13 protein-coding genes are annotated in these 11466 nt (G+C 67.0%); 10 read left to right on the top strand and 3 right to left on the bottom strand.

What is annotated here, in order from left to right; all coding sequences use genetic code 11:
- Window positions 1–188 precede the first annotated feature (188 nt).
- Window positions 189–476 (top strand): type II toxin-antitoxin system RelB/DinJ family antitoxin, encoded by a 288-nt coding sequence (locus HMPREF1868_RS03985; protein WP_009278789.1) that lies wholly within the window; start codon window positions 189–191, stop codon window positions 474–476.
- A gap of 2 nt (window positions 477–478) precedes the next feature.
- Window positions 479–757, top strand: a complete 279-nt coding sequence (locus tag HMPREF1868_RS03980) for a type II toxin-antitoxin system YafQ family toxin (RefSeq protein ID WP_009278788.1) — start codon at window positions 479–481, stop codon at window positions 755–757.
- Between the two features lie 134 nt (window positions 758–891).
- On the opposite strand, the gene asnS is transcribed toward HMPREF1868_RS03980, so the two are convergent.
- On the bottom strand, window positions 892–2298 hold the full coding sequence (gene asnS, locus HMPREF1868_RS03975) for an asparagine--tRNA ligase (protein ID WP_062530639.1): 1407 nt from the start codon (window positions 2296–2298) through the stop codon (window positions 892–894).
- A 157-nt stretch (window positions 2299–2455) separates the two neighbouring features.
- Here asnS and HMPREF1868_RS03970 point away from each other — a divergent pair, with 157 nt between their 5' ends.
- Window positions 2456–2935: a GAF domain-containing protein gene (locus tag HMPREF1868_RS03970; RefSeq protein WP_062530637.1), complete on the top strand. Its 480-nt coding sequence runs from the start codon at window positions 2456–2458 to the stop codon at window positions 2933–2935.
- Here HMPREF1868_RS03970 and HMPREF1868_RS03965 read toward each other — a convergent pair.
- On the bottom strand, window positions 2932–3408 hold the full coding sequence (locus HMPREF1868_RS03965; protein WP_009278785.1) for a pyridoxamine 5'-phosphate oxidase family protein: 477 nt from the start codon (window positions 3406–3408) through the stop codon (window positions 2932–2934). The two genes, HMPREF1868_RS03970 and HMPREF1868_RS03965, sit on opposite strands and share 4 nt — an antisense overlap.
- A gap of 146 nt (window positions 3409–3554) precedes the next feature.
- Between HMPREF1868_RS03965 and HMPREF1868_RS03960 the strand changes: the two genes are divergently transcribed.
- From HMPREF1868_RS03960 to HMPREF1868_RS03945, 4 genes are all read left to right on the top strand, one after another.
- Window positions 3555–4049 (top strand): methyltransferase family protein, encoded by a 495-nt coding sequence (locus HMPREF1868_RS03960; protein ID WP_062530636.1) that lies wholly within the window; start codon window positions 3555–3557, stop codon window positions 4047–4049.
- 150 nt (window positions 4050–4199) lie between these two features.
- On the top strand, window positions 4200–4739 hold the full coding sequence (locus HMPREF1868_RS03955; protein WP_062530634.1) for a flavin reductase family protein: 540 nt from the start codon (window positions 4200–4202) through the stop codon (window positions 4737–4739).
- Window positions 4740–4817: 78 nt separating this feature from the next.
- Window positions 4818–5630, top strand: coding sequence for an alpha/beta fold hydrolase (locus HMPREF1868_RS03950; protein WP_062530632.1), 813 nt, complete (start codon window positions 4818–4820; stop codon window positions 5628–5630).
- On the top strand, window positions 5621–6199 hold the full coding sequence (locus tag HMPREF1868_RS03945) for a methylated-DNA--[protein]-cysteine S-methyltransferase (protein WP_231782253.1): 579 nt from the start codon (window positions 5621–5623) through the stop codon (window positions 6197–6199). Before HMPREF1868_RS03950 ends, HMPREF1868_RS03945 begins: the two co-directional genes overlap by 10 nt.
- A gap of 158 nt (window positions 6200–6357) precedes the next feature.
- On the opposite strand, the gene HMPREF1868_RS03940 is transcribed toward HMPREF1868_RS03945, so the two are convergent.
- Window positions 6358–7083, bottom strand: a complete 726-nt coding sequence (locus HMPREF1868_RS03940) for a B3/B4 domain-containing protein (RefSeq protein ID WP_009278780.1) — start codon at window positions 7081–7083, stop codon at window positions 6358–6360.
- 423 nt (window positions 7084–7506) lie between these two features.
- Between HMPREF1868_RS03940 and HMPREF1868_RS03935 the strand changes: the two genes are divergently transcribed.
- The 3 genes from HMPREF1868_RS03935 (at window position 7507) to HMPREF1868_RS03925 (ending at window position 11167) form a co-directional block, all read left to right on the top strand.
- Window positions 7507–8511: an alpha/beta hydrolase fold domain-containing protein gene (locus HMPREF1868_RS03935; protein WP_062530630.1), complete on the top strand. Its 1005-nt coding sequence runs from the start codon at window positions 7507–7509 to the stop codon at window positions 8509–8511.
- Between the two features lie 112 nt (window positions 8512–8623).
- Window positions 8624–10009, top strand: a complete 1386-nt coding sequence (gene fumC / locus HMPREF1868_RS03930) for a class II fumarate hydratase (protein WP_009278778.1) — start codon at window positions 8624–8626, stop codon at window positions 10007–10009.
- A gap of 3 nt (window positions 10010–10012) precedes the next feature.
- The gene (locus tag HMPREF1868_RS03925; protein WP_062530628.1) at window positions 10013–11167 is read left to right on the top strand and encodes an NAD(P)-dependent malic enzyme; all 1155 of its coding nucleotides are present in this window, start codon (window positions 10013–10015) and stop codon (window positions 11165–11167) included.
- Window positions 11168–11466 lie beyond the last annotated feature (299 nt).

Below are 11466 nucleotides of genomic sequence, written 5' to 3'. Positions count from 1 at the left end.
CGTCCTTTTTGCGGCTGCCACCGACGCACGGCCCCTCGTCAGTGCAGGGCGGCCTCCGGCGAGAGGGACGATGGGTCGTGGCGTTGTGAACTCCAATCCTAACCATTTTCTTCAGATATCGATAAATGCCTTTGTGTGGAGTACAATCGAATCTAATAGATGACATTGGCTTATAAGGAGTGAGGAATATGGCAGGAACTTTGGCCAATGCGGCACTCTCCACCAAGGTCACGTCTGACGAGAAGACGCTCTTCACCCAGATATGCGACTCCATCGGGACCTCCCCCAGCAACGCGCTCAGGATGTTCGTCTCGGCCTTCAACCGCAGGGGAGGATTCCCCTTCGACCCCTCCAACCCCTACGGCCTTCCCCGCACCACGCTCAGGGCGATGGAAGACGCCGAGCAGGGACGCGTCACGGGCCCGTTCGAGTCAAACGAGGAGATGTGGGCCTCCATCTTCGACGACGGAGAGTAGCCGTGCTGAGCCTGGCCTATACCTCCCAGTTCAAGAAGGACGTTCGTCGCAGACGCAGGCAAGGCGCGGACCTAGAGAGGCTCGGCGAGGTGATCACCCTCCTGCGCAAGGGAGAGGTGCTTGGGGAGCGCTTTCGTGACCACGCCCTCGCCGGCAGGCTTGGCGGGCACCGTGAGTGCCACATAGGCCCGGACTGGCTGCTCGTCTATCGCATCGACGATACGCGCCTCATACTGACCGCCGTTCGCACCGGATCGCACGCCGAGCTCTTCGGCCTCTGAAACGCCCGGCCCCTGCCTTGCATGGCAAGGGCGGGGCGAAGGCCCCCGTCCAAATGGTCGAGCGGCCCCGTCCACGTTGCCGCAGGGCGGGGCCGCTCGAATGCCGGTCTATTCGCGCGTGGGGGACGGGAGCCTTAGAACTCCGCGTTGCCCACCGTGCGGGGGTGCGGCAGGACGTCGCGGATGTTGTCCACGCCGGTGAGGTACATGACCAGGCGCTCGAAGCCCAAGCCGAAGCCGGAGTGGTGGCAGCCGCCATAGCGGCGCAGGTCGCAGTAGTAGCGGTACTGCTCGGGGTCCATGCCCAGCTCGCGGATGCGGCTCTCGAGCACGTCGAGGCGCTCCTCTCGCTGGGATCCGCCGATGATCTCGCCGATGCCGGGAACCAGGCAGTCCGCAGCGGCCACGGTCCTGCCATCGTCGTTGATGCGCATGTAGAAGGCCTTGATCGCGGCGGGATAGTCGGTCACGAAGGTCGGCCTCTTGAAGTGCTGCTCGGTGAGGTAGCGCTCGTGCTCGGTCTGGAGGTCGGCGCCCCAGCTCACGGGATACTCGAACTTCGTGCCGGCGGCCTGGGCATCCTCCAGGATCTTGATCGCGTCGGTGTAGCTCACGCGCGCGAAGTCGCTCGTGGCCACGTGCTCGAGGCGCTCGAGCAGGCCCTTGTCCACGAAGCGGTTGAACATGTCCAGCTCGTCGGGGCAGGTCTGTCGCACGTAGTTGATCACGTACTTGAGCATCTGCTCGGCCACGTCCATGTCCTGGTCGAGGTCGCAGAAGGCCATCTCGGGCTCGACCATCCAGAACTCGGCGGCGTGGCGGCGGGTGTTGGAGTTCTCGGCGCGGAAGGTGGGACCAAAGGTGTAGACGTCGCCGAAGCTCAGGGCGAAGCTCTCGGCCTGGAGCTGGCCCGAGACGGTGAGGCTGGTCATCTTGCCGAAGAAGTCCTGGCTCCAGTCGACGCTGCCATCCTCGAGCAAGGGCGGGTTCTTGGGGTCCAGGGTGGTGACGCGGAACATCTCCCCCGCACCCTCGGCGTCGCTCGCGGTGATGATGGGCGTGTTGACGTAGACGAAGCCGTTCTCCTGAAAGAAGCTGTGGATGGCGTAGGCCGCCACGCTGCGCACGCGGAAGATTGCCCGGAAGAGGTTGGTGCGGCTGCGCAGATGCTGCTGGGTGCGCAGGTACTCGCGGGTCTGGCGCTTCTTCTGCATGGGATAGTCGGGGGCGGAGGGGCCCTCCACCACGACCTCGGAGGCCTGGAGCTCGAAGGGCTGGGGGCGGTCGGGCGTCAGGCTCAGCGTGCCGCGCACGACGAGGGCGGAGCCGACGTTCTGGCCCACGAGCTCGTCGTAGCGCTCGCCCAGGGACTCGCGGTTGAGGACGACCTGCAGGTCCTTGAAGCAGCTGCCGTCGTTGAGGGTCACAAAGCCGAAGTTCTTCATGTCGCGGATGGAGCGGACCCACCCGGCGACCGTCAGCTCCTGGCCGCCCAGGCGGTCCATGTCTGCGTAGAGCGTTGCGATCTTTGTGCGCCTCACGAGCTTCCCCCTTGGGTTGTGCGATAAGTAGCTTGGTGACGGACGCCTGTGGGAGAGGCGCCGGACGCGTCAACCCATTGACTGTATCGCAAGTGGAGCCGCACGCACGCGGGGCACGGGCCGCCACGACAAAGGCCCATCAGGACGGAGGACCACCATGGAACACGTGAGCCACGCGGAGCGACCCGACTACGGGCTACTCGCCGAGCAGGTCAGGGCCCTCGCGGAGGAGGACCCGCGCTGGATGCCGCTGCTCTCCAACGCGTCGGCGCTCATCTACGAGGCGCTGCCCGACGTCAACTGGGCGGGCTTCTACCTCATCCCGGAAGGTGAGGGCAGGCTCGTCCTGGGGCCCTTCCAGGGGAAGGTCGCCTGCGTGCACATCGAGTTGGGCCGGGGAGTCTGCGGGACCGCCGCCGCGACGGACGAGCTCCAGCTCGTGGAGGACGTCCACGCCTTCCCGGGTCACATCGCCTGCGACAGCGCGAGCGCGTCCGAGGTCGTCGTGCCGCTGCACGCGGACGGCCGGGTCGTCGGCGTGCTCGACATAGACAGCCCGATGCGCGGCCGCTTCCTTCCCGAGGACACCCGCGGACTCGAGCTGCTCGCGCAGGCGCTGGAAAGCTGCGCGCGCTAGCCGCGCACGTTGCTCTTGCCGCTCACGCGCTCGATCTCGAGCACGGTCACCGAGGTCTTGGGCAGCGCCGCGGCGATGTAGCGGATGCCCGCCTCCATGTGGCCGGGCGCGTACTTGCGCAGCAGGGCCATGAGCCCCGCGCGCTTCTCGTCGTCGTCCGCGGCGGGACGCAGACGCCCGAACGCCATGGCGGAGGCGTACCTCGTGGTGAACTCCGCAGGCTGGACGTCGTCCTGGGCGACCACGGTGATGCATGCCCTGCAGCCTGCGCCCAGGTTGGTCAGGCGATGGCCGCCCTTCATGGAGCCGTGCAGGTAGATGCGGCCGCCCTCGAGCGCGAAGCTGATGGGCACGCCATAGGGCTCGCCGTCGGGGTCCACGGTCGAGAGCACCGCGTTCGACGCGGACGCGAAGAGCGCGAGTGCCTCCTCGCGGCCCAGCTCCCTCTTCGCACGTACCATCTTGAACTCCATGGCGCTCTCCCCTCTTGCCGTGCGCAGTCGTGCCCATTTGCATGATAGTCAGTCTGCCAAAAGGTATACCCCGACGGCCCGTGCTACGATGTCGTCAGAAAACAGTTAGCCAAAGCTAATTAGTGGTAAGCGGGCAAGGGAGACACATGGGCGAGAGGGACCACCTGCCCCTGTTCGGGGTGGGGCCGGCATACGTGGCGTGCATCCTCCTGACGACGGCTGCGGGAATCGCGGCGACCAGGATCGGCATGCTGCCACGCGCAAGCGTCCTCGAACTCGAGCTGCCGCTCGTAGTCGCGGGTGCCATCCTCGCAGCGCTTGCCGTGGCCGTATGGGTCATGGGAGCCGTCGTGTCCAAGATCGACGCCCACGCGGAGAGAAACGAGCTCGTGACCACGGGCGTCTACGCCTGGGTGAGAAATCCCATCTACTCCGCCTTCCTCATCGCCTGCCTCGGCGCGATCCTCGTCGCCGGGAACCTCTGGCTCCTCGTCCTGACACCCATCCACTGGCTCGCGCTGACCCTGCTCATGCGGCGCACGGAGGAGCGCTGGCTTGCCGAGCTGCACGGCAGCACGTACCTGGACTACTGCAGGCGGGTTAACAGGGTCGTGCCCTGGCCCCCTCGTCGCAGGGCGTAGCCCAGGGTCGCGGCGCGGCGACTCCGCCGCCCCGCCAGCTGCCGCAAAACGCATGCGGACTCGCAACGTTCGAGGCGTACACTCCTCCCAAGGAACGACCACCCCGCCCCACGAGGGTCGCGGGGCCACAGCCCGGCGATTGGAGCCATCATGGAGAAGCGCCACATCGACCCCTACGAATACGCGAGCGCCATCACGAAGGCCAACGCCCATGGCATCCTGCTCACCACCAAGGCCGAGGGCGAAGTGGACACGATGGTCATAGGCTGGGGGCTCATCGGAACCCTCTGGGGCAAGCCCACCTTCACCGCCTTCGTCCGCACGAGCCGCCACACCCATGCCCTGCTCGAGAAGAACCCCCAGTTCACCATCAACGTCCCCCTCGACCGCCTGGGCAAGCGCATCTTCGCCGTCGCCGGCACCAAGAGCGGCCGTCATGTGGACAAGGCAGCGCTGCTCGGGCTCACGCTCGCGAATGGGGGCAAGGTGGACGTCCCCGCGATCGCCGAGGCGCCTATCACCCTGGAGTGCGAGGTCGTCTATAGGCAGATGATGGACAGGGACGCCGTGTCCGAGGCTACGCGCGAGCGCTTCTACCCCGCAGACGTCACCGACGTCGATGCGAGCGGGAGCTGCTACTACCACGAGATCTACTACGGCGAGATAGTCGACAGCTATGTCCTGGAGTAGCACTGGGACGACGAGGGGGCACGCCACGGGCACCACGCCCAGTCCGCAGCTGCCGGCAGGTCCCGAGGGGAGAGTCACGTGAGGTTCGACGAACTGGGAGACCCCAAGGCACCGACGATACTCATGGTGCCCGGTTCGTTCTGCACGGGCGATTCGGAGCTGCCCATCGCTCGTCGGCTGTGCGACCGCTTCCACGTCGTCACCGTGACCCTCGACGGGCACGTGAAGGGCGGAGGGGACTACCTCTCGAAGGAGGCATCGACCGAAGGCATGGTCTCGTGGCTGCACGGACGAGGCATCGACCACCTTGCCATGGCGCACGGGACCTCGATGGGCGCGATCAACGTGCTTGACGTCGCTCGGGAGGGCTCGGTCTCTGCCGACGTCTGGTTCTACGACGGCGGACCCTTCTTCGACCTGCCAAGGCCGGTCGAGACCCTCATGCGACGGCTGTTCCGCCGCGTGCTGGGAATCGGGAGGAGGAGGCCGGACGGCACGCCATGGAAGATCGACGTCGACAAGGTGCTGGGGGGCAGCGTGCTCAGGCACTTCCTGGGAGATGACGCACCGATGTACCGGGAGATTCTCGGCAACTGTGCGGAGGTGTGCACGTTCGTCTCGGACGCCACGCTGACCAACGAGTGCAGGACCTTCTGCGAGTGCAGGCTGCCTGAGCTGCCGCCCGACGTGGTGCGCCGTAGCGTGTTCGTCTGGGGCAGCAAGGAGTCGGCACGCGCATCGCGCAAGAGGGTCCAAAGTACGTACCCGGATGCGGAGTTCATTGACGCAGAGGGCTACAACCACTGCGGCCTCCAGTGCGTCAAGCCCGACGAGTACGCCCGTTTGCTGTCGGAGAAGATCGCACAGGGAAGGAGAGGGCCATGTCGTTGACATACCTGCTCGAATACGAGTCGCCCATCGGGACAGTCGTGCTCGCAAGCGACGGCGAGCGCCTGTGCGGCCTCTGGTTCGAGGGACAGAGATATTTCCAAGACAAGCTCGACGTGCGGCTGGGACATCCAGGGGAGCATCTGGGCGAGAGGGACGTCGTACGAGGCCCGCAGGCCCGGCGCGCACCGGGCATCTCCGCCGCTTGTGACTGGCTCGATGCGTACTTCGACGGCGCCCCTTCCCCCACGCTGCCTCCCTTGGCCCTGAGAGGGACCCCGTTCCAGGAGGAGGTCTGGCGCGAGCTCGAGGTCATACCATGCGGGACGCTGACCACCTACGGCGACGTCGCACGAGCGATCGCTGCCGGGAGGGACGACGGGACGAGGGTCTCAGCCCGGGCAGTGGGCGCGGCAGTCGGCCACAACCCCATAAGCGTCATCGTACCCTGCCACAGGGTGGTCGGCTCGACGGGCAGCCTCACCGGCTACGCGGGCGGCATCTGGCGCAAGACGTGGCTGCTCGAGCACGAGGGCGTCGACCTGAGCCGGCTCAAGGTCCCCGCGACGTGAGACGGACAGACGGCCCAGAGCAGCCACCGAGGGGGCTCCTGAGAGGGCTCGAAAGGCGATGCCAGGCGGCGCGACCATAGCACGCGCGCACAGACAGGCGGGGCGGACGACATTCGCGCGTCCACCCCGCCATTCTCGCCCAGCCCCCTGATCAGGCCCTATGCCTCGAGCACGAACTCCGGGTTGTCTCGGGTGACGATGCCCTTGTTCTGGACCGTTGCGCCCAGGAGCTCCTCCAGCTGCTGGGCAAGCTCGTCGATGGCGGCCCTCAGGTCGCCCGCGCGCTCCGGCTGCAGGTTCTCCATGATGAAGACGCAGTGCGGGGTCTGGTCCGTCACCTCGGTGCGCTGGCCGTCACGCCAGTTCCAGCAGCGGCACACGGCGCCCGCATCATCGATGTAGGCAAGCTCGCCCGGCAGCGTGGGGTCCGACTCGTCCTCGCCGATGGGCAGGTACTCGTCGCCGCCCTCGGTCACGGCCAGGCGGAAGGTACCCTCGAGGGCGTCTATGTTCTCGGCGCCGATGGGCAGCGCGTACTTGAGCGAGATGGCGTTGGAGAGGTCGACGGAGGGATTGATGTGGCCAACGGGGTTGTCCTTCAGCACGCGCTTGAGCAGGTTCTCGACCGAGCAACGGGCGCCTTTCTTGGTCTTGAACCTGCGGTAGGCGTCGCGCCACACGGCCACGACCTCGTTCTCGCTGATGGTGTTGCTGGTGAGCCAGTCGCTTGCCTTGAGGTTGGCGCGGTCGAGCAGGCGCGCTGCCTTCTTCGCCGCCTCCTCGCTCACCTGGTCGGTGGGCAGGATGCCGTCCACGGCAACGATACCGATGGATGCTTCGGGGAAGAGCTCCCAGAACGAGTCCTCGGCGACGAACTTCTTCATGCGTCCCTCCTTCTGCGCGGCCGGGCGGTGGCGCACCTGATGTCTTGCCACTGCGGGCATCCTAGCACGAGTGCTGCATGACACCCTCCTAAGTAGGAATATTTTCTCTCGCCTAACCATCTATTCACAGATAATATGCCATACATATGCAAAATTAAGCGATAGAGAATGAATAGGCGCAACAAGTTGAGAGGGGTAAGCGCCTGCTAGGACGGCCACCCCTCACGGACGTGACGCAAGGAAGGGTCCTCCCAGGCCCAAAAGCTGCATATTGGTCGCAGGACCCAGGCTGGCGCGGACACCAAGGCGGGTGCCGGCACTAGAATGGTGCCCAGGGCAGGCCCGCGCCCCGGGCGGGGCGACGCGGCCCCACCCGCGCAGGCGAAGGCCGAGGCCCACTTACCGGGCAAGGCAGGAGGCAGCATGTCCAAGCAACTCAGCGGCACGGCGACCAAGGCCCTTGCCGTCGCGGCAGCAACGCCCGTCGCGCTGTTCGCCGCCTACTCGGCGGTCTCGCACCTCTACTATCGCAGGTCCAACATCGCCACCGCCTCAGAGGTCTACAACCGCGTGACCTCCGACAAGAACCGCATGGCAGACCCCATAGCCTGGGACAACTACATACTCGCCCACGCCGAGAGCAACGAGCAGCGCTACTCCCTGCCACCCCTCGTGGGGCTGCGCGTCTCGGTGGAGGACAGCGACTTCGAGGGCATGCAGACCTTCGTCCTCAACCGCCGCAACCTCAACGACCGCGCGGTCGTCTACCTGCATGGCACGTGCTTCGTGAACCAGCCCACCATCTATCACTGGCGCTTCCTCGACAGCCTGGCCCGCCGCACGCGCGCCGAGGTCGTGGCGCCCATCTACCCGCTTGCGCCCGTCCACGGCCACAACGAGGCCTTCGCCGCCATCGAGGGGCTCTACCGCTCCATGGTCGAGAAGTACGGCGCTGACTCGGTGACCCTCATGGGGGACGCCTCCGGCGCGGGCATCGCCGCCTCCTTCTGCCAGCTGCTCCCCGAGCTCGGGCTGCCCCAGCCGGAGCGGCTCGTGCTCATCTCGCCCTGGGTGGACGCCAGCCTGGCCAACCCCGACGTCGCCGCCTATGAGGCGGCAGACCCCATGTTCGCCCTCCAGGGCCTGCGGCGCATCGCCCACACCTGGGCCAAGGGACTGGACATCAACGACCCGCGCGTGAGCCCCATCAACGGCGGCGTGCGCATGCTTCGCAACGTGATGGTCTTCACGGGCACGAGGGAGCTCTTCCACCCGGACGCAGTCCTCTTCCACCAGCGCGTCAACGCGGCGGGCATCCACTCCGAGCTCCATGTGGGCTCGGGCCTCAACGCGAACTACCCGCTGTATCCCATCCCCGAGGCAAACCGGGCGTTGGAAGAGATCGTCTCGGCCGTTTCGATGGACTAGCACCGACACGAACGGGCACGGCGAGGGGGGCGGACGCACGGCGAGGCGCCGCTCCGTGGGGCAGGCCGCCAGCACGCGACAACGGACAAGCAAGACGGGCAGAGGGAGGAACGTGGACGGATATCGCATCGAGCACGACTCCATGGGAGAGGTGCGGGTTCCCACGGACGCGCTCTGGGGCGCCCAGACACAGCGCTCGTACCAGAACTTCCGCATCGGGACCGAGACCATGCCTCCCGAGCTCATCCATGCCTTCGCGCTGGTCAAGAAGGCGGCGGCCCAGGCCAACGTCGAGCTTGGCTGCCTCGAGCCCAGCGCCGCCACCGCGATCGAGGCCGCCTGCGACGAGCTGCTCGAGGGCCGTCACGCGGACGCCTTCCCACTCAAGGTCTGGCAGACGGGGTCCGGCACCCAGACCAACATGAACCTCAACGAGGTCCTCGCCCGACGCGGCAACCAGATCGCAGGCGAGAGGGGCCTCGCCCTCTCGGTCCCGCTGCACCCCAACGACTCCGTCAACCGCAGCCAGAGCTCCAACGACACCTTCCCCACCGCCCTGCACGTGGCGGCCGACCTGGCCGTGACGCAGCGCCTCATCCCCGCCGCCGAGCGCCTGGTGGCGACCCTCGCGCGGCTCGAGCGCCAGAACGAGGGCATCGTCAAGTGCGGCCGCACCCACCTTCAGGACGCCGTGCCCATAGCCTTCAGCCAGGAGATATTTGGCTGGCGCGGGCTCGTGGAGTCCGCCGTCGAGGAGCTGCGCGCGAGCCTCCCGGGCCTGCGCCGCCTCGCCCTGGGCGGGACCGCCGTCGGCACGGGTCTCAACGCACCGGCGGGCTTCGACAGGCTCGTGGCGGCCAGGCTCGCCGAGCTCACCGGCGAGCCCTTCCAGACCGACCCCAACAAGTTCCACGCGCTCACCGCCAAGGACGCCGTGGTCTTCTCGCATGGCGCCGTCAAGGCGCTGGCGGCGAACCTCATGAAGCTGGCCAACGACGTGCGCTGGCTGGCCTCGGGCCCGCGGCTGGGCCTGGGCGAGATAAGCATCCCGGCCAACGAGCCCGGCAGCTCCATCATGCCGGGCAAGGTCAACCCCACCCAGTGCGAGGCGCTCACCATGGTCGCCGTGCAGGTCATGGGCAACGACGCCGCAATCGGCTTCGCCGCGAGCCAGGGCAACTTCGAGCTCAACGTCTTCATGCCCGTGATCGCCCACGACTTCCTGCAGAGCGTGCGGCTGCTCTCGGACGCGATGGCGTCCTTCGACGAGCACTGCCTGAGCGGCCTCAAGGCCAACCGCGAGCGCATGGAGCGCAACCTCCACGACTCGCTGATGCTCGTCACCTGCCTCAACCCGCACATCGGCTACGAGCGGGCCGCACAGGTGGCGCACAAGGCGTACGAGGAGGGGACGAGCCTGCGCGAGGCCTGCGTGGCGCTGGGCTTCCTCAGCGCGGAGGAGTTCGACCGGGTGTTCAAGCCAGAGGAGATGGTCTAGCAGATGAACGAGACGAGCGAGCGCAGTCTGAGGCTGCATGAGGAGCTTCACGGCAAGATCGAGGTCATCGCGCGCGCCGAGGCGCGGACGGCGGAGGACCTCGCGCTCCTGTACACGCCGGGCGTGGCAGAGCCCTGTCGCCAGATCCAGAGGGACTACCAGAGGAGCTGGGAGCTCACGCGCCGCGGCAACCTGGTGGCCGTCATCACCGACGGCACGGCCGTCCTGGGCCTGGGGGACATCGGTCCCGCCGCAGGCATGCCCGTGATGGAGGGCAAATGCCTGCTCTTCAAGGAGTTCGGCGACGTCGACGCCATCCCCCTCTGCGTAGACACGCACGACGTGGACGAGTTCGTCCGCACGGTGCAGCTCATCAGCAAGAGCTTCGGTGGCATCAACCTCGAGGACATCGCCGCGCCGCGCTGCTTCCAGATCGAGCGCAGGCTCCAGGAGCTCTGCGACATCCCCGTTTTTCACGACGACCAGCACGGAACCGCCATCGTCACGGCCGCAGGCTTACTCAACGCCGTGCGCCTGACGGGCAAGCGCATGGGCGAGCTCAGGATCGTCATGAGCGGCGCGGGGGCGGCGGGCATCGCCATCGCCACCCTTCTCATCCACATGGGCTTCGGCGACGTCATACTCTGCGACCGCCAGGGTGCCATCTACGAGGGGCGCGACGGGCTCAACCCCGCCAAGGATGAGGTCGCCCGCATCTCCAATCGCGCACGCGAGTCCGGATCGCTCGCGGACGTCCTGCGCGGGGCAGACGCCTTCATCGGCGTGTCGCAGCCAGGGCTCCTCACGAGCCAGATGGTCGCGACCATGAACGAGGGCATCGTCTTCGCCTGCGCCAACCCCACGCCCGAGATCATGCCCGCCGAGGCGCTTGCGGGAGGTGCGAGGGTCGTGGCAACCGGCAGGTCCGACTTCCCCAACCAGATCAACAACGTGCTGGTCTTCCCCGGCATCTTCAAGGGCGCCCTCGCTGCCCGCGCGCCCAGGATCACGGAGGAGATGGAGGTCGCCGCGGTGCACGCCATCGCCGGCCTGGTGACGGACGAGGAGCTCAGCGCGGAGTTCATCATCCCCAGCGCGCTGGACAGGCGCGTGGCAGACGTGGTCGCCGCCGCGGTCGCCGAGCGCGCGAGGTCCTAGCCGTTTGGTGCCAAGGGGTTGTTTACGCCTCGGTACCGACAAAGTTTGCGCCCCGGTAGCGACAAATAGGGAGGCTCCCGCCAAGCAGTGGGCTGTCGAGGCCTGCGGCGAGGAAGGGGCCTCCCGTGTCGCGGCATCCCAGCGCAAGGCCGGCCCCGAGGGTGCGACGGACTCTGGTCGAGCACGTCGAGTCGGGACAGCGGGTCGCCGAGGCCTCCCGTCTATGCCACTCGTCGTCGGCGTAAACAACGTCATGGTGCACAACAGCTAGGACGAGCCGGGGGTTAGCCGGCTGGGGT

Origin of the sequence: Olsenella sp. DNF00959 (assembly GCF_001553055.1) — a bacterium.
Lineage (GTDB): Bacteria > Actinomycetota > Coriobacteriia > Coriobacteriales > Atopobiaceae > Olsenella_I > Olsenella_I phocaeensis.
The sequence above is the reverse complement of the archived record's forward strand: the minus strand, read 5'-3'. Positions and strand labels throughout refer to the sequence as shown.

Bases quoted from the DNA above. Each gene is read 5' to 3' on its own strand.
- HMPREF1868_RS03960 (WP_062530636.1), top strand. From the start codon at position 3,555: ATGGGCGAGAGGGACCACCTGCCCCTGTTCGGGGTGGGGCCGGCATAC.
- HMPREF1868_RS03985 (WP_009278789.1), top strand. From the start codon at position 189: ATGGCAGGAACTTTGGCCAATGCGGCACTCTCCACCAAGGTCACGTCT.
- HMPREF1868_RS03965 (WP_009278785.1), bottom strand. From the start codon at position 3,408: ATGGAGTTCAAGATGGTACGTGCGAAGAGGGAGCTGGGCCGCGAGGAG.
- HMPREF1868_RS03945 (WP_231782253.1), top strand. From the start codon at position 5,621: ATGTCGTTGACATACCTGCTCGAATACGAGTCGCCCATCGGGACAGTC.
- HMPREF1868_RS03940 (WP_009278780.1), bottom strand. From the start codon at position 7,083: ATGAAGAAGTTCGTCGCCGAGGACTCGTTCTGGGAGCTCTTCCCCGAA.
- HMPREF1868_RS03925 (WP_062530628.1), top strand. From the start codon at position 10,013: ATGAACGAGACGAGCGAGCGCAGTCTGAGGCTGCATGAGGAGCTTCAC.
- HMPREF1868_RS03935 (WP_062530630.1), top strand. From the start codon at position 7,507: ATGTCCAAGCAACTCAGCGGCACGGCGACCAAGGCCCTTGCCGTCGCG.
- HMPREF1868_RS03955 (WP_062530634.1), top strand. From the start codon at position 4,200: ATGGAGAAGCGCCACATCGACCCCTACGAATACGCGAGCGCCATCACG.
- HMPREF1868_RS03970 (WP_062530637.1), top strand. From the start codon at position 2,456: ATGGAACACGTGAGCCACGCGGAGCGACCCGACTACGGGCTACTCGCC.